Origin of the sequence: Pseudomonas sp. OG7 (assembly GCF_014192825.1) — a bacterium.
Lineage (GTDB): Bacteria > Pseudomonadota > Gammaproteobacteria > Pseudomonadales > Pseudomonadaceae > Aquipseudomonas > Aquipseudomonas monteilii.
In genome coordinates this window covers 599,242-617,103 of the sequence record NZ_JACHYK010000002.1, presented here as the reverse complement: position 1 = coordinate 617,103, position 17,862 = coordinate 599,242, and the positions used below count along the sequence as shown (strand labels likewise).

Annotated in this window: 12 protein-coding genes; 7 read left to right on the top strand and 5 right to left on the bottom strand. The window is 66.2% G+C overall.

The features are described 5' to 3' along the window. Positions 1-17: 17 nt before the first annotated feature. From FHW75_RS07245 to FHW75_RS07230, 4 genes are all read right to left on the bottom strand, one after another. Positions 18-1,166 (bottom strand): LLM class flavin-dependent oxidoreductase, encoded by a 1,149-nt coding sequence (locus tag FHW75_RS07245; protein WP_183673413.1) that lies wholly within the window; start codon positions 1,164-1,166, stop codon positions 18-20. 258 nt (positions 1,167-1,424) lie between these two features. Continuing rightward, positions 1,425-3,266: an ABC transporter ATP-binding protein gene (locus FHW75_RS07240; protein WP_183673411.1), complete on the bottom strand. Its 1,842-nt coding sequence runs from the start codon at positions 3,264-3,266 to the stop codon at positions 1,425-1,427. Continuing rightward, positions 3,259-5,034: an ABC transporter ATP-binding protein gene (locus tag FHW75_RS07235; protein WP_019097615.1), complete on the bottom strand. Its 1,776-nt coding sequence runs from the start codon at positions 5,032-5,034 to the stop codon at positions 3,259-3,261. Before FHW75_RS07235 ends, FHW75_RS07240 begins: the two co-directional genes overlap by 8 nt. 92 nt (positions 5,035-5,126) lie before the next feature. Continuing rightward, a complete protein-coding gene (locus FHW75_RS07230) occupies positions 5,127-6,359 on the bottom strand; it encodes an acyl-CoA dehydrogenase family protein (protein ID WP_025754358.1) in 1,233 nt (410 codons plus the stop codon). A 380-nt stretch (positions 6,360-6,739) separates the two neighbouring features. Here FHW75_RS07230 and FHW75_RS07225 point away from each other — a divergent pair, with 380 nt between their 5' ends. From FHW75_RS07225 to FHW75_RS07195, 7 genes are read left to right on the top strand one after another with little or no spacing between them, the layout of a single operon-like run. Next, positions 6,740-7,801 carry an ABC transporter substrate-binding protein gene (locus FHW75_RS07225; protein WP_019097617.1) on the top strand — a complete coding sequence of 354 codons (1,062 nt, stop codon included), beginning with the start codon at positions 6,740-6,742 and terminating at the stop codon, positions 7,799-7,801. A gap of 18 nt (positions 7,802-7,819) precedes the next feature. Beyond that, complete coding sequence (locus tag FHW75_RS07220; protein WP_183673409.1) at positions 7,820-8,551, top strand: class II aldolase/adducin family protein; 732 nt, start codon at positions 7,820-7,822, stop codon at positions 8,549-8,551. A 54-nt stretch (positions 8,552-8,605) separates the two neighbouring features. Beyond that, entirely contained in the window at positions 8,606-9,793 is a 1,188-nt protein-coding gene (locus tag FHW75_RS07215) for an LLM class flavin-dependent oxidoreductase (protein WP_027615710.1), read from the top strand. 10 nt (positions 9,794-9,803) lie between these two features. Further along, positions 9,804-11,378 carry an ABC transporter substrate-binding protein gene (locus FHW75_RS07210; RefSeq protein ID WP_161751192.1) on the top strand — a complete coding sequence of 525 codons (1,575 nt, stop codon included), beginning with the start codon at positions 9,804-9,806 and terminating at the stop codon, positions 11,376-11,378. After that, on the top strand, positions 11,371-12,447 hold the full coding sequence (locus FHW75_RS07205; protein WP_027609695.1) for an ABC transporter permease: 1,077 nt from the start codon (positions 11,371-11,373) through the stop codon (positions 12,445-12,447). The genes FHW75_RS07210 and FHW75_RS07205 overlap by 8 nt, the downstream gene beginning before the upstream one ends. Then, entirely contained in the window at positions 12,440-13,267 is an 828-nt protein-coding gene (locus FHW75_RS07200; protein WP_025754354.1) for an ABC transporter permease, read from the top strand. Before FHW75_RS07205 ends, FHW75_RS07200 begins: the two co-directional genes overlap by 8 nt. After that, positions 13,264-15,042, top strand: coding sequence for an ABC transporter ATP-binding protein (locus FHW75_RS07195; RefSeq protein ID WP_183673406.1), 1,779 nt, complete (start codon positions 13,264-13,266; stop codon positions 15,040-15,042). Before FHW75_RS07200 ends, FHW75_RS07195 begins: the two co-directional genes overlap by 4 nt. 85 nt (positions 15,043-15,127) lie before the next feature. Here the strand turns inward: FHW75_RS07195 and FHW75_RS07190 are convergent, their stop codons facing one another. Then, positions 15,128-17,704, bottom strand: coding sequence for a TonB-dependent receptor plug domain-containing protein (locus tag FHW75_RS07190; protein ID WP_183673404.1), 2,577 nt, complete (start codon positions 17,702-17,704; stop codon positions 15,128-15,130). Positions 17,705-17,862: the final 158 nt, after the last annotated feature.

Genomic DNA, 17,862 nt, shown 5'->3' with positions numbered 1-17,862 from the left:
GGTGTGCTCCGGTCGGTTCAGGCGCTGGCCTGCAAGGGGACTGGGGTGGTTTGTTGCACCAGCGGCAGCACTTCCTGGCCGATGCGCAAGGCTTCTTCCAGATGCGGGTTGGCGGCGAGGATGAAGGTGCTGAAACCGGCGTCGCGGTACTCGGCAAGGCGTTCGGCGATGTGTTGGTGGCTGCCCACCAGGCCTACGGTGGGGCCAGGCTTGGCCTTGGCGAAACCGGCCCACAGGTTGCGTGCCAGGACCAGTTCGTCAAAGCCCTGCAACCCTTGGTGATAGGCTGCCTGGCGTGCACCGCCGACGGAGTCCGAGCCGGTTATGAAGCCTTTGGCCGAGGCGCTGGCCTTGCCTTCCAGGCGCTCGAACTGTTGGCGCAGTTCGCGCCAGGCTTGTTCTTCGGTCTCGCGGGCGAACACGTCGACCCGCAGGCCGAAACGCACGGTGCGGCCCTGCTTGTCGGCCAGCTCGCGCACGCGTTCGATGTGCGGCTTGAGCTTGTCGATCGGCTCGGCCCAGTTCAGGTACACATCGGCATGGCGCGCGGCCACGTCCAACGCAGCATCGGAGAAGCCGGAGAAGTACACGCCCGGTTTGCGTTCGTGTTGCAGGCCCGGCGGCAGGCTGCCGTTTTCCAGACGATAGATATCGCCTTCGTAGGAGAACGTGTCGTTCTGCCACAGGCCCTGGATCACGTCGAGGAATTCGCCGGTGCGCTTGTAACGCAGGTCGTGTTCCAGGAAGTCGCCATTGGCCCGTTGGCTGGCCGGGTTGCCGCCGGTGATGATGTTCCAGTCCAGCCGGCCACCGCTGAGGTTTTGCAGGATCGCTGCCTGCTGCGCGGCATAGGCGGGCAGCGTCCAGGTGGCCTGGAAGGCGATCAGAAAGCGGATGCGGCGGGTTTCGCGGGCCAGCGCTGCGGCTGCGATCCATGGCTCCGGGCCGGTGGGCAGCAGTGCGCCTTCGAAGCCGGCCAGCTCGGCAGCCTTGGCTACCTGGGCGATGTAGTCGATGTAGGTGAAACCGTCGGCCTGGCCACCCGGCAGCCGGCCGGGGGCGATGTTGCCGGGGCGATGCACGGGGTTGCCGCGGTTGTGGCGGTCGGCGGACAGCTGCGGGCCGTCGGTGCCCAGCGGCAGGCGCCAGAAGAATTCGGTGGTCATGGGGGCTCCTGAAGGGGGAGAGTGTGCGAGTGGGGAGGGTGGTGCAATGGCTGTGCCATGGACGGCGCAGGGCCGGTGGGGTGGGGGTTGCGGGGGCGGCTGGGTGAGGGGTGCTGCTGTGGCAGCAATCGGGCAGCAGTGGATGCTGGGAAAGCAGCATGAGGGCCGCTAGGTGTAGGGCTTGGGTGATGTGGTGGCTGGAAGATCGAGCGCCGCGCGAGCGGCGTTCGATCGCCCAAGCGCTGCAGACCCCAAGTCTTACACTTCGGCCACAACCTCCCCGGCACTGCGCAGATACGCGTCGTAAAGCGCCGCATAAGCACCACTTCGCCCGATCAACTCGGCATGCGTTCCCTGCTCCACCACCTTCCCGTGCCGTACCACGGCAATCCGGTCCGCATCGCGAATAGTCGCCAACCGGTGCGCAATGATGATCGCCGTGCGCCCTTGGCATAGCCGGCGCAGCGCACGCTGTATGCGCCGTTCGGTGTGCACGTCCACCGCCGAGGTGGCTTCGTCCAGCACCAGCACCGCCGGGTCGGCGAGGTACGCCCGCACCAGGCACACCAGTTGGCGCTGGCCATGGCTCAGGTGCGCGCCCAGCGGGCCGACTTCGGTGTGGTAGCGCTGGGGCAGCCGTTCCAGTACCTCGTCGGCGCCCAACTCACGGGCTGCAGCTATCAACTGCGCATCGTCGGCAGCCGGTGCCGCCAGGCGCAGGTTGTCGAGGATGCTGCCGCTGAACAGCACATTGTCCTGCAGCACCACACCCACGTTGCGCCGCAAGTCGTGCTGGGCCAGCGCACGCAGGTCGATGCCGTCCAGTTTCACCGCGCCGTGCTGCACTTCGTAGAAGCGTGTCAGCAATTGCACCAGGGTGCTCTTGCCATGCCCCGAGGGGCCGACGATGGCCAGCACTTCACCGGCGCGGATATGCAGGTTCAGCCCGTCGATCACTGGCCGAGGGCTGTTCGGCACATAGGCAAAACCGACCGCGTCAAAGTCCACCTGGCCGCGTGCCCTGGCCAGAGCATATGGCGCGGGCGGGTCGAGCACCTGTGGCCGGGTGTCGAGCAGCAGGAAGATGCGCTGGGCGGATGCGCTGCCGGTGGCGTAGCGTTCGAACAGGTCCGACAGCTCCTGCAACGGGCCAAGGAACAGGAACACATAGAACAGGCTCTCACCCACCTGGCCGACCGTGACCTTGCCCTCTGCCAGGCCATGGGCACCGACCAGCAACAATACGGCCATGCCGGTGGTGCTCAGCAACGCGGTGAACGGTGCGAACCATCCAGCGCGCAGGCTGCCGCGTATCAGTGCCTGGTTGAAGTCTTCCAGCAGGCGGCGATAGCGTGCCTGGTTGGTCTGCTCCTGGCCGCACTGCTGAATCAGCCGCACGCCACTGACACTTTCCACCAGGTGCGCGGTGAAGCGGCTGCGTTGCTCGGCCACCTTGGCCCAGTTGCGCTGCGACACCCGCTTGAAGCGCCAGGTGGCCACGGCCAGCAGGGGTACCGTGGCCGCCAGGCTGTAGAAGAAGCCGGGTTCGATTTGCCATAACATCACCGCCGCCAGGCCACAGCGCAGCAAGGCGCCGAGCAGCTCGGGCGGGCCCTGTACCAGCAAGGGCTCCAGCGCGTCCACGTCACGGTCGGCACGGGCAATGATGCGTCCGGCACGGGTCTGGTCGAAGTAACTCACCGACAGCGCCTGCACATGGGCGAACACGTTAACCCGCAGGTCATTGAGCACGCCGATCGCCGCGCGCCCGGCAATGAACTGCGACACACCCGCCAGCAGAAAACGCCCCAGCCAGCTGGCTGCCAGGCCCAGGCCCAGCCACAGCACCAGGCGTTCGTCGAGCAGCCAATGGTCGGCGCTGGGCACCAGGCCCCTGTCCAGCAGTTCGCGCACGAACCATGGGCGCAGGAAAACCGTGAACACCAGCAGCAGCTCGATGCCGATCACTGCCACGATTTGCCGGCGAATGGGCCGCAGTAGCGGCAACAGGCGGTGGAACATGCCCCGGTCCAGCGCCTGGCGAGCCAGGCGTTGCTCGATGTCGATATCGCTGGCAGGGGCGTGCTGCACATCATTCATGGTCGATCCCCAGCAGGTCGCGGTAATGGGCGTTGTGCGCGCTCAGCTCGGCATGGCTGCCGCTGGCGCTGATGCGGCCGTTTTCCAGCATCAGCACGCGGTCGGCCAACAGCAACGTGGAAAGGCGGCTGGTAATCAGCAGCAAGGTCGGGCCCTGGCTGCCTGTACTGTGCAGGCGGCGGATGTTATGCAGCACCTGGCGCTCGCCCAAGGCATCCAGGGCGCTGGTGGCGTCGTCCAGGCAGAGGATGTCGGGCGCGCCAAGCAGTGCCCGGGCCAGGCACAGGCGCTGGCGCTGGCCGCCAGAAAGAGTCACGCCACGATCACCCAGTGGCGTGTCGAGACCGTGGGGCAGGCGCTCCAGCACGTCCTCGGCGGCGGCCAGGCGCAACGCTTCTCGTAACTGGGCGTCGCTGGCCTGCGGCGCGGCCAGGCGCAAGTTGCTGGCCAGGCTGTCGGAGAACAGAAAGCTCTCCTGCGGTAGCACCTGCACACGGCGGCGCAGGTCGGCCAGGTCCAGGTCACGTACGTCGTGCCAACCGCCGGCCTCGCTACCGACCTGCACTTGGCCGTGCTGCACATCGGTCAGTCGCGGCAGCAGGCTGGCCAGCAGGCTCTTGCCGGTGCCGGTGGCGCCTACCAGCGCCACCACTTCACCGGGCCTCAGGGTGAGTGAGCAGCCTTGCAGAACAGGCCGGCCAGCTTCAATGGCACCCACCTGCACCTGGTTCAGCTTCAACCCCAGCGGCCCGACAGGCAGGGTGGCGTGGCCGCCCACGATGGCCGGGCGTTCGTCCAGCAGTTGCCAGATGCGTTCGGCACTGGCCCGGGCATCGGCGAAGGTCTGCATCACCCGGCCAATGCCCTCGATGCGAAACACCAGTGTGGTCGCCACCAGCAGCGAGGTCACCAGCTCGCCGATGCCCAGCGCGCCGGCTGCCACACGGTGGGCGCCGTACACCAGGATCCACACATGCCCCAGCGCCACTACGGCCTGTGGCAGCGGGATACGCGAACTGGCGTAGGCGAGGGCGGCGCGGGCGTGGCTGCTAAAGACGTCGACCTGGCTGGCGAAACGGGCGATGCGTTGTTGTTCCAGGCCAAACGCCTTGATCACCCGCACCCCGCCGATGCCTTCGGCCAGGTCCTGGCTGACCTGGTCGTAGGCGGCGCCCACGGCGCGGTCAAGCGTGACCAGGCGGTCGGTCTGCACCACGAACAGCCACAACCCGGCACCGGTCAGCAGCAAGGGCACCAGGCCCAGCAGCGGGTCGTACCAGCCAAGCAGGCCCACGGCGGCAATCACCACCAGCGGGGTATCGATGATCTGCCGCCAGAAGGTGATCAGCGCGTCGCGCACCTTGTCGGCATCGCGGGTGGTGCGGGTAACCAGTTCGCCCATGCCGTGTTGCCAGTGATACCCCAGGTGCAGGCGCTGCACCTGGCAGAGGATGCGTTCACGCAGGCGCGTGAGCAGGGCCTGGCTGAGTACCAGCGACAGCACGGCGGCGGCATATTGCAGCAGGCCACGGCCCAGGGCGATGGCCAGCAGCGACCAAAGCCAGTGCCAGCCCACGCTGGCGTCCAGACTGCCGTCGGCCAGGCGCTGCACGGCGCGGCCGGTGCTGACATCATCGACCGCATGGCCGATCAGCCACTGCTGCCAGGCCAGGCCGAGGTTGCCGGCGATGTACAAGGCCGTGACCAGCGCGAAACGCCAAGGCATTTCCCGGTAGATGGCCAATGCCCGAAGAAGCGGGTGGTTCATGTAAGTGCTCGATCAGAATGCGACACCGCCCCTTGTAGGAGCGGCCTTGTGCCGCGAAAGGGGCGCAACGCGCCCCCGGCCCTCAAACGATTTCAACGGCGAGTAGCGCCTTGGGTTTCCTTGGCATTGAGCACTGCTGTGTACTCACCCGGGTCGACCCCGTTCAGGTAGTAGTTGCCCACGTTGTGCAGCCGCCAGCGGATCGGGTCGTGGGTGGTGTGTACCCGGGCATTGCGCCAGAAACGGTCGAGGTTCCATTTGCTCAGCGAAGCGCTGGCCCCCAGCAGCGAGAACAGGTCACTGGAAATTTTTAGCGATGCGGCATCGGAATGCGCCCGGGCAGTTGCTACCGACAAGATCAGCTCATCCTGCAGCGCCTTGTTCTCGGGGTCGCGCTCGTGTTCGTCGAACACGAGCGCGGCCTCGCGCAACACCGACTCGGCGCCGCGTAGCGCCACGGCATACTCGCCAATCTGGCGAATCACATGCGGCTCGTCACTGGCGCGTTCGACGCCGCTCTCTACCCAGGCCCGGGCATGCTCGCGCAGGTACTCGACAGCCGCCTGCAAGGCGCCCGCAGCGATGCCGGTGTCGATGGCGGCGTGGAGGATTTGCGGGAAGGTCAGGCCGGTGCGTTTCATCGGCCCGCTGCGGCGGGTGAGGTAGCGCTCGTCGAGCACGATGTCGTCGAAGTTCACTGTGCCGCTCACCGAGTTCTGCTGGCCGAAGGCCTGCCAGTCATCGACCAGGGTCAGCCCCGGGGTGTCGCGGTGCAACAGCACGCCCACGCCACCGTCTTCGCTGGCGGCGGTCAGCGAGATCCATTCGGCCAGGTAGGAACCGGTGGAGTAGAACTTGCTGCCGTTGAGCAGCCACTGGCCATCGGCGCGGCGCTCGACGCGGGTTTTGAGGGCGAACTTGTTCTTGCCACCGACTTCGGCCAAGGCGTTGCCGAAGCGCTTGCCGGCCAGCACATCGGCAATCAGCCGGTCGCGCACGTCATCCGGGTAGCCGGTAAAGATACCGCGCAGCATCACGTTGTGGATCTGCAGCAGCTGGCCGACGCCGCCGTCGGCGGTGGAGACCAGGCGTACGGTTTCGACCACAGTCTGTACCGAAGCACCCAGGCCGCCGAACTGAGCGGGTACGGCGATGGCGGTCAGGCCGCTGCTGGACAACAGCTCGGCCTGACGGCGGGGGAGCTGGCCGTTGTTGCGCGGGTCGGCGGCCAGTTCGGCGATTTGCGCGGCGACCTGGCGGGCTACTTCGATGGCCTCGGTCTCGCTGGTCAGGCGGCGGGCGGGGGAGGGTTCTATGGCGCTCATTGAGGGGTCTCGGGTTTGTCTGAGGGGGCCAGTGCGCCTCCTTCGCGGGCTTGCCCGCTTCCACAGGACCTGCACTGCCCTTGAGGGTTGTGCTGGCCCTTGTGGGAGCGGGCATGCCCGCGAATGGCCACACCGCGGTCCCAACCCCTTGAGCAATATCTTTGCCAGCCCTCCGCAGGCCCCATCCTGCAAGGCTTCCACTACTTTTTGCTGCTCCAGCAACACCTCCCTTGCTGATCTGGCAGCACCCCGCCCGCAATCCTGCTCCCAGCCCAGCAAACAGCGCCCGCAACCAAAGGCAAACCCCGCGTAAATCAAGGCCTCCAGCGGTTGGCACGCACACTGCAATGCTGCCTTCACGACGCCCAAGGAGCCACCCCATGACCCTCGCAACCCCCATCGCAAAACGCCTGGCAGACGACCCGTCCGCCCTGGAGCGTATCTGGTTCACCCGCTGCCCCGTGCCCACTGCCTCAGGCATCGCCTACAAGCTCGGCTGGCTGGAGCAGGAGTTTGCTGCCGACGGCCTGCCAGTCTCGACCCTGCAGGAGGCCCGCCAGCTTGGCCACCACCATTACGATCATCAGCTGCCCGGGCTGTTTCGTGAAGGCGGCAACGTGCCGGCGTTGGCTGCCCGTGCGGCCGGCTCGCCCAGCCGGTTGATCGGCCTGACCTGGATCGAGGAATGGCAGACCATTCTGGTCCGCCCGGATTCCGGCATTCGCAGCGCCGCCGACCTGCGTGGCAAGCGCCTGGCGCTGCCGGCCTGGGCCGATACCCGGCCTGGCAGTATTGCCCGGGCCATGAGCCTGCATGGCTACAAAGGCGCCCTGGCTTCGGCAGGCTTGCACCTGGATGACGTGCAACTGGTAGAGGTAGCGCTGCTCGACCAGGCCGGTGCTGCCACCCCGCAACTGGGCCTGCAACGGCTGTGGTCGGGGCTTGAATACCTGGCGCGCGGTGAAGTCGATGCGGTGTACGTGAAGGGCGCGGCCGCTGCCGATGCTGCGCGCCGGCTGGGGCTGGTGGTCGGCGTCGACCTCGATCTGCTGCCCGACCCGCGCCACCGCATCAACAACGGCACGCCGCGGCCAATCACCGTGCACCAGCGCCTGCTCGACAATCATTTCGACCTGGTGGTGCGTTTCCTTGCACAAACGCTGCGTGCCGCCGAGTGGGCAGCCGGCAACCGCGCCGCGCTCAACAGCATCCTCGAAGAAGAAACCCGCGCCGGCAGCCAGGGCGTAGCCGAGGCCTATCGCGGCGACTTCCACACCACCCTGGCCCCGGACCTGTCCGCGCAACGCCTGGCCTTCCTCGCCACACAAAAAGATTTTCTGTACCTGCACGGCTTCCTCGAAGCCGATTTCGACATCGCCGACTGGGTCGACCCGCGGCCTCTGCAAGCTGCCCATGAACTGCGGGCCCAGCGCCGCGCCTGACCTGACTGGAGATTGAACATGACCGTACTGATCAACGAACGCCCCGTCACTGCCGAACTGCAAACCTTCATCGACGAGGTGGTGGCCGAAGCCGAAGCGGCCTTCAGCGTATTTCGCGAAACCAACACCATCACCGCCAATGGCACCGTCGGCTTCATCGAGCGCGTGCCTGGTGAAGAGCTGCTGGTATCGGTGAACTACGGCGGGCCATGGAACCACCGCAAGCCGGTGCAGGCCACCGTCACTGATTTTTCCGGCAACGTCATCGTCGGCAAGGGCAAAGGCGGCCTGGGCCGCTACACCAAGCTGTTCCAGACCCATGCCGATGTCACCACCGTGTCACACGTGCACAGCCCGTACCTGGGTGCCTGGGCACAAACCCATCGCACCTTGCCGTTCCACTACGTGCCGGTGCAGCGCTACCAGCTGGCCCGCGAGCTGCCGGTGTACATCGACCGGCGTCAGGCCGAGGTGGATTTCATCCTCGACAAAATTGCCGAGAACCCATTCAACCTGGCGATCCTGGAAGCTAACGGCGGCTCCACGGTGTGGGGCAAGCAGGGGTTGCGCGCCACGGCGGAGTTCATCCTGTTGCTGGAGGAGGGGGCGCAGATTCAATTGCTGGCTGATGCCCTGGGTGGGTCGCGCCCTTACGGGCCGGGAGTGCTGACCCAGCAATGGAAGATGAGCGGGTTGTATGAGCGCGCTACTGAGTTGGGCCTGGTGCCAGGCATCGACCGACGCGGCTGATCTTTGGGGCGCTGTGCGCCCCTGAACGCCACCCAAAGACAAGGACCCCACCCCATGGCAGTAAAAATCCTCTGGTACCTCACCACCCCCGACGGCCCCTATCCCTGGGAACCCGAAGGCCGCTGGCACACCGATTTCGAACACCTCAAGCAACTGGCCATCGCCGCCGACCGCCTGGGCTTCTACGGCTCGCTGCTCGGCTCCAGCCCTAACGAAAGCCTGGCCGTGTCGGCAGCGTTGATCGACGCCACCAAGCGCCTGCGCTTCCTGGTTGCCCAGCACCCCGGCGAGCTGTCGCCGGCAGTGCTGGCCAAGTGGGCGCTCACCTTCGACCAGTTCTCCAACGGCCGCCTGCTGTTCAACGTGGTCAACGGCAACGACGCAGGGTTAGCCATCCTGGGCGTGCATTACCCGCACGATGAACGCTACGACTTCAGCCTGGAGTACTGGCGCGCTTTCCAAAGCTTCTACGCAGGCGAAACTGCCGGCTACGATGGCCGCTACGTCAAGCTTTCACCCCGTTCGCCAGCGGCTGCCCATCACCCGCTGGGCGGTTGGCACCCACCGAAGCAAAAGCCCGGCGTACCGTTGTGGGGCGCAGGCACCTCGGCACCGGGCGTAGCCCATTCGGTGCAGTTGCTGGATGTGTACCTGAGCTTCGCCGACACCCCGCAAAAGCTGGGCGACAAGTTCCGCCGGGTAGGCGCCGAGGCGGCGAAGATCGGCCGCGAGCTGACCTACGGCACCCGCCTGCAGGTGATCGTGCGTGAGACCGAGGAGGAAGCCTGGGCCCACGCCGAGCGCCTGTTGCAGCGCACCTCGCTGGCCACCGCGCGCGCGGCCATCGAACGCCAGTTGCCTCCCGGTCAGACCTTCGACAGCTATGTCAGCGACGACCCGCGCATTCAGCGCAACCTCGACAGCATCCGCGCCGGGCGTCTGCCCACGGCCCGCGAGCTGGAGATCTACCCCAACGTCTGGCTGGGCCCCAGCCTGTTCGGCTTCAACATCCTCGGCCCGGCTGCCGGCACTTACCTGGTCGGCAGCGCCGAGCAGGTGGCCGAGCGTATTCGTGAATACGAAGCCCAGGGCACCTCGGCGTTCATCCTGTCGGGCTTCCCGCTGATCGACGAGGCGCACAGGGTGGCCGACCTACTGTTCCCGTTGCTGGACCTTGATCACGGCTTCGACGTACCGCGCCTGGGTGCGGCGAGCAAACCGGCTGCCGTGCAGCCGGCATAAGGAGAAGGTAATGAGCGAGCTGTTTTCGCGCCGGGTGTTTCTCGGCAATAGCCTGGCTGTCGGTGGCGGCCTGCTGCTCGGCGGCGGGCTGCTCAGCGGCTGTGACAATGGCACACCGGCAGTGGCCAGTGCGGCGCTGCCAGGTACGCCAGTGCGCGGTGGGCGCTTGCGGGTGGGCATTATCGACGGCGACCAGGCCGGCAACCTCGATGCGCACAAGCCGGTAGGCGGCGGCATCATTCGCGGTTGGGCACTTTACGCCAAGTTCTGGGAGTGGAATGCCGATGTCAGCACGCGCCTGGCACTGGCCGAGTTTGCCGAGCCGAATGCCGATGCCAGCGCCTGGACCATCCGCCTCAAGCCGGGGCTGGAGTTCCATCACGGCAAAAGCATCACCGCCGACGACATGCTGTTCTCGATCCTGCGGCTGACTGACCCGCAACTGGCTTCGCCATTCGCAGGGCTGGTCGGCGCTATCGATCGCCAGGCGCTGCGCAAGCTGGATGAGCGCACCGTGGAGATCCGCTTCAAGCAGGGCCAAAGCTTCTACCCACTCGATGAAACGCTGATCAGCTTCGGCGGCATCGTGCCCACCGACTACCACCCGGTGACCAACCCGGTGGGGGCGGGGCCGTATCGGCTGAAAAGTTTCATCCCCGGCCAGCGCTCGCTCTACACCCGTTTTGAGCATTACTACAAGCCCAACCGCCCCTATGCGGACGAGCTGGAAATCATCGAATTCAAGGACCAGGTATCGCGGGCCGCCGCCCTGCGCGCCGGGCAGATCGACGTGGCCAGTGGCGTGCAGGCCGAGCACAGCGCGTTGCTCAAGGCCGACCCGCGGCTGCGCTTGTATGCCTCGCCGACCACCTCGTTCACCGGCTTCAACCTGAACCTGGCCAAGGCACCGTTCCAGGATGTGCGTGTGCGCCAGGCGTTCCGCCTGCTGGCCGACCGCCAGGAACTGGTGGCGCGTGGGCTCAATGGCTTTGGCCGGGTGGCCAACGACCTGTATTCGCCCCACGACCCCACTTACAACCACGCCATTGCCCAGCGTCCGTACGACCTGGAGCAGGCCCGTTCGCTGCTGCGTCAGGCGGGGCAGGACGACTTACGCGTCGAACTGACCACCACGCCTGGGGCCGGCGTCAACGCCGCGCTGGTGTTTGCCCAGCAGGCGCTGAAGGCCGGGGTGCAAGTGAAGGTCAATCAGGTGGACGGGTCCGTCTTCAATGGCCCGCAACGTGAGCAATGGCAACTGTCACCGGGCTCGACCCCAGCGCGCGGCTTTCTCGCCTCGGCACTGCACAACGATGCGCCGCAGGCCATCTACAACCGCAGCAACTTCCACGATCCGCGCTTCACCGAACTGTACCAGCAGGCGCTGGCCCAGCCCGACCTGGCGCAGCGCAAGGCCCTGGTGCATGAGGCCCAGGCCATCCAGCACGAACGTGGCGGGCTGCTGATCTGGGGTTTCTCCGACGTGCTCGACGCCGCGTCGGCCAAGGTTGGCGGACTTACGCCGGAACAGACCACTTTCGCCTCCTGGCGCTTCGACGAACTTTGGTTGAACCCCAATGCCTGATACCCGACACACGCCCCGCACGCCGGCCTGGCTGGCCTGGTTCATCGGCCGCCTCGGTTACGGGCTGCTGACCGCCTGGGTGATCAGCCTGGTGGTGTTCATCGCCACCCAGGCGCTGCCCTCGGACCCTGCACGGGTGATTCTTGGCCCTGATGCGCCGCTGGAAAGCATCCTCACCCTGCAACGGCAACTGGGCCTCGACCAGCCGATACTGGTGCAGTACCTACGCTGGCTGGGCGCTGCGCTACGCGGGGACCTGGGGATATCGCTGGATTCCCAGGTCCCGGTGGCGCAGCTGTTGTTCGGCCGCCTGGGCCACACCCTGGCCTTGCTGGCCGGGGTGCTCGCCCTGGTGGTGCCGTTGGCCCTGTTGCTGGGCGTGAGCCTGGCCCTGCGCCGCGACAGCCGGCTGGACCGCTGGAGCCTGTCGGCGTTGATCCTGCTCAAGGCCACACCGGGCTTTCTGTTGGCCATCGGCCTGGTGCTGCTGTTCTCCATGCCCGGCATGGGCTGGTTGCCGGCGGTATCGATCCTCGACCCGCAGCTGCCGCTGTGGCGGCAGTGGCCGTCGCTGGTGCTGCCGGTGCTGGCCCTGAGCCTGACGGCACTGCCGTACCTCACGCGCATGGTGCGCGCCTCGATGATCGAGGCGCTGGAGTCCGAATATGTGATTGCCGCGCGCCTGCGCGGTATCGCCGAGCGGCGCATCGTCTGGCGGCATACCTTACCCAATGCCCTGACCCCGGCCATTCAAGGGGTGGCGCTGACCCTGCGCACGCTGGTCGGTGGTGCGCTGCTGGCCGAGGTCATTTTCAGTTTCCCGGGTATTGGCACCGCGCTGAACGCGGCGATCCAGATGCGCGACCTGCCGATGATCCAGGGCGTGGTGCTGGTCATCACCCTGGCGGTGGTGCTGATCAACCTGCTGGCCGACCTGCTGACGGTATTGCTTACCCCCAAGCTGCGCACTGCACGCCGGGTGCGGATGATCCGCCGTGTTCGGCGTGGTATCCGCCCGTGGTGGCGCCGCGCGCGCAGCACCCCTGCCCAGGAGGCGACCCATGATTGAATCGCGTTGGCTGGCCGACCCGCAGGTACGGCGCGGCGCAGTGATCACGTTGCTGGTAGCCCTGCTGGCAGCACTCGGCCCTTGGCTGGCGCCGCATGCGCCCACGGCAATGGTTGGGCCGGTGTATGGCCCGCCAGCTGCCGGGGCACCGCTGGGGCATGATTTTCTGGGCCATGACCTGTTGTCGAGGTTGCTCACTGGCGGCCTGTCGGTGTTGTGGATGTCGGTGGCGGCGGCCACCCTCGCGTTACTGGTCGGCGGTAGCCTGGGCCTGTTGGCCGGGTTCTCGCGCAGGCGCCTGGACCAGGCCATCAGCTGGGCGGCCGACGTGTCGCTGGCGTTCCCGGACCTGATCCTGGTGCTGCTGATCGTGTCCATGCTCGGCCGGGCGCCGTGGCTGATCGTGCTGACGGTGGCCATCGCCTTCACGCCCGGCGTCATCCGCCTGGCCCGTGGCAGCGCGGTGGCGGTGGCAGGGCAGGAGTTCGTCGAGGCAGCGCAGATGATGGGTTATCCGCGTTGGCGCATCCTCTTTCAGGAAATCCTGCCAAACATCCTCACGCCGCTGTTGGTGCACTTCGGCAACATGCTCACCTGGGCGGTGGGCATGCTGTCGGGCCTGAGTTTCCTGGGCTACGGGGTGGCACCGCCCGCTGCGGACTGGGGCCTGATGATCAACGAAAACCAGGCAGGCCTGCTGGTACAGCCTTGGGCGGTACTGGCACCTGCCTTGCTCATCGGGGTGTTTGCCTACGGCACCAACATCCTGGCCGAAGGCATTGGACGGGCCAGTGCACGGATAGGAGAGAAGCAGCCATGAACGCGCCGTTGAATGTTGCGAGTGAAGTGTTGCGGGTCAGTGACCTGCGGGTAGAACTGGCCGGGCAGGTCGATGTGCTGGCCAAGGTTTCTTTCAGCCTGGCGGCTGGGGAGATCGTTGGCCTGGTGGGCGAGTCCGGTTCGGGCAAGACCACGTTGGCCACGGCCTTGCTGCGCCATGCCCGGCAGGGCGCACGCATTGTGGCTGGGCAAGTGCAGGTGGCCGGGCAGTCGCTGCTCGAACTGGAAGGCGAAGCGTTGCGCCTGGCCCGTGGCGGGCTGGTCGGTTACGTGGCCCAGGACCCGGCCACGGCGCTTAACCCCGCGCTGCGCATCGGTGCCTTGCTGGGTGAAACCCTGCTGGCGCATCAGCCTGCACTGTCGCGTGATGCCGTGCGCTTGCGTGTCGGCGAAACGTTGCGGGATGTGGGTTTGCCCGATGAGGACGCCTTCCTGCGGCGTTTTCCGCATCAACTGTCCGGCGGGCAGCAACAGCGGGTCATGCTGGCCCTCGCGTTCGTCTTGAAACCGAAGCTGATCGTGCTTGATGAACCCACCACCGCGCTGGACGTGACCACCCAGGCCCATGTGCTGCAAACCCTCAAGCGTCTGTGCCGTGGCCAGGGCGTGGCGGCGCTGTACGTGACCCATGACCTGGCAGTGGTGCGTGACCTGGTCGACCGGGTGATGGTGATGTACGCCGGGCGGCTGGTGGAAGTGGCCGGGCGCGAGGTGCTGTTCCGCATGCCTGCGCACCCCTATACCCGCGCCTTGCTCGCAGCCATTCCCGACATAGCCCGGCGCCAGCCGTTGCAGGCGATCGCCGGGCATGCACCGGCACCAGGGCAGCGCCCGGATGGTTGTGCATTCGCGCCGCGCTGCGGCCGGCGCCGTGCGGAGTGTTCAGTGATCGCGCCGTCGCTACTGGCGCATGCAGACAGCCATCAGGTGGCGTGCCTGGTGCCAGAGCACGAACATGCGGCCTTGGGTGAGGTGCGGGTCGAAGCGCTGGCCGCACCCGGCGAAGTGCTGCTGGAGGTGCAGGGCCTGGATGTCGCCTATGACCGCCAGGTGTTGTTCGATGTGTCGCTGCAGGTGCGCCAGGGCGAATGCCTGGCATTGGTCGGTGAGTCCGGCTCGGGCAAGACCAGCCTGGCCCGGGCCATAGCCGGGCTGGGCGAGAACGTGCAGGGGCAAATGCGCTATGCCGGGCAACCCTTGGCTTTTGCTGCCCGGCAGCGTGATGCACGGTTGCGGCGCCAGGTTCAGTATGTGTTCCAGAACCCATACCGGGCACTGAACCCACGGCAAACGGTGGGGCAAACCTTGAGTGCGCCCTTGGCGCACTTTTTTGGCGTGCGCGGTGCCGAGGCCCGGCAGCGGGTCGAGGCGGTGTTGGCGCGGGTGTCATTGCCGGCACGGGTAGCCGACCTTTACCCGCAGGGGCTTTCCGGCGGCGAGCGTCAGCGCGTGGCGATTGCCCGGGCGTTGATCTGTGAACCGCAGTTGCTGGTGTGTGACGAGATCACCTCGGCGCTGGATGTGTCGGTGCAGGCCTCGATCCTGGCCCTGTTGCGGCATTTGCAGGGCGAAGGGTTGACGTTGCTGTTCGTGACCCACGACCTGGGCGTGGTGCGGGCGATTGCCGACCGCGTGCTGGTGTTGCGCCAGGGGCGGGTGGTGGAGCAGGGCAGTGCCGGGCAGGTGCTGGAGCGGCCGGCGGACGCCTATACCCGCAACCTGGTGGCGCACTCGCCGAGCCTTGCCCGGTTTTGATGTTGGTTTGTCTGAAGAAGTTTGGCGCCTGGGAGATCGAGCGCCGCCCGCGCGGGCGGCGCTCGATCTCCCAGACAACAAACCTCTAAAACTGATAATCCACCTGCGCCAACAAGGTCCGGCCCGGCATCGGTTGCAGGAAGGTGTTGGTAGAGCCGGCCAGGCCACTGACGAAATTCAGCTCGTCGGTGACGTTGAGCATGCGCACCGTCACGCCCCATTGCGGCTGGCGGTAGTAAACGGCCAGGTCAAGGTTGTATTCGTCCGGCACTTTCACCGTCTTGCTCAGGTTCAGGTACCAACTGCTGGTCCACCACCCTGACAGCTCCACGCCAAACCCAGAATCGAAGCGGTAGTCGACATAGCCGCCTGCGTTGTATTCAGGGATCTGCACCGCATCGAATTTGCCGGATGGCCGCTGGTTGAGGCTGTTGTTGTCGCCGAATACCGTGCCGTTGTCGGGGATGAACCCGGCCGAGGCGAACCCGGCCTGGCTGGTGAACTCGTTGTAAGCGCTGATGCGGCTGAGGTTAAGGCCACCCCGCAGGTTCTGGTCCTGGTAGCGCAGCGTTGCCTCCCACCCTTTGACGATCAACCGGGCGATGTTGTTGTTGCTGTCCGGCGACTGGTCGCGGGCCTGCTTGTAGGCAGCCAGGGTGAGGAACAGCTGGTCGGGCACTGCCTCCACTTTCAAACCCACCTCATGCAACACGCTCAGGCTCTCGAAGGCCAGCGGGTTGAGCTGGTTGGCCCCGGTGCCGCTGCCCCAGCCCAGGCCGTTGGTGAAGAAGCCGGTGTTCACCGCCAGCGAGCGGTCGAAGGTGTAGTACAGCGTGCTGTTTTCCGTGGGTTTGACATAGGGGCTGACCTGCACCGAGAACAGCCGGTAGTTGTCCGAGTCCTTGCGTGGGTTGCCGCCGGGCAGCACGAAGGGGTTTTCGATACGGGCATCGATCCAGCTGCGGCTGGCGCCCACGTTCAGGCCCACGCGCTCGCCCAGCCGCAGGTTGTGCTGGCTGAACAGGGTCTTGGTGGTCCAGGTGCTGTCGGCGGTGTACGGCGCCACCGACTCGGCATACAGGCCATGCCCGGCCGGGTACATGGCCGGCAGGTTGAGCCAGCCGTAGTAGCTGGAGAACTGCGGCACGCCGGCTTGGCCGATCCACGCAGCGTTGCCGCCTGCGGGGTTGCGGCCGGTGAGCCCGAGCAGGTCACCGGGGTTTTTCAAGGTGGGGTCTAGGGTCAGGTCATAGGCGTTGATGGTGCTGCCAAAGCTGTTGTTGGCGGCGATCGACTCGTTGCGCTCGCGGCGATAGATCAGCCCGCTGTTGCTGTCATCGACCAGCGTCAGCTCGCCCAGCTGCCACTGGCCACGGGCGCGGAACTCGAAGCGGTTGTCGAAGATATCGTCCTTGCCTTGCACCTGAAACGCACCCACGGCGTCGGTTGTATCGGTGGAGTGCTGGTAAAAGGTGCTGTTGGCCAGGGTGATCGACGAGGTCAGGTCACCTTCGACGCGCAGTTGCGTGGTAAAGCGCCGTGAGCGGTTTTCGTCCTGTGCACGCTGGCCGGTTTGTGACGACAACGAGGTCAGGCCATTGCCTGTCAGCGACGGGTCGTAGACCCAGCCGCGCAGGCTGCCGGGGTTGGCCTGGGTATTGGGCGAGGCGCCCTGAAAGCTGCCGTCCACCACTGAGTACTGGCCCTGGGCATTGCGCTGGCGTTGCACCCACCCGAGCACCTGAGCGTCGGCTGCGCCCGAGGACAGCACCGGCGACCACAGGGTATTGCCGTTCTGGATGATCGGCGTGGCACGGCCGGCGTAGTACTTGCCGTGGTCGACCAAGTCCTGGGTGGCGCGGTTCCAGCCGTGGGTGATGTTGTAGTCGTAGTAGTCGTCATAGGCGGCATTCCAGTCCACCCGCACGTTGTCGTTGCGCCAGGCCAACGCGCCGTAGAAGGCGTCGAAGTTGTTCTCGACGTTGTCGTAGAAGTCCTCCTGGCGCTGGCGGGTGATGCTGACCCGGTAGGCCAGGTTGTCTGTGAGCGGGCCGGTGTGGTCGATGCTGAACTTGGTGGCATCGCGTGATTCGCCATCGGGGATCCAGCTGCCGATTTCGCCGCTGAGCTTGGTGCGGAATCGGTTGAAGTCGGGTTTCTTGCTCAGGTAGTTGACGTAGCCGCCACTGCCGCTGACCGATCCATAGGTCACCGACGATGGCCCGGCGACGATATCGGCGCCTTCGTAGGCGTTGAAGTTGGCGGGGTGGCGAACCCCGTAGGCGCGCTGGCCGTCCTGAAACACCTCGGTGTTCTGCCCGCGCATTTGCGGGGCGATCCCGGCGTTCTGGCCACCCCCTCGGGTGATGCCGGGGGCGTATTTGACCAGGTCGTCGGAACTGCGGATGGGGTCGTTGACCAACTGTTCGGCGTTGATCTGGGTGACCGAGCGCGGGGTGTCGAGCACCTTGGCTTCCAGGCCGCCATAGATCGAGGCGGGCGGGCGAGTGGGCAGTGCGTCGTCGTCGGTCTGCTCGGCCTGCACGGTGACGGTTTGCAGCAGGGTATCTTCGGCGTGGGCCAATGACGTGCTGGTGGCCAGGATGGCCAGCGCCAGGGCGCTGGGCTGGAATTTTGGGTGGAGCAAGGTAACGCGGGGCATTGGCTGGGCCTCGTCCGATAGTAGGAATAGGGGAAAAACGAGGGCGCAGCCGCGCCTGCGGTTATAGGTTGATGCGGGGCGCTGACGCGGTTCCTGTGGGAGCGGGCATGCCCGCGAAGAATCCACCGCGGTGCATGGCCAGGGCTTTGCCCTGGTTC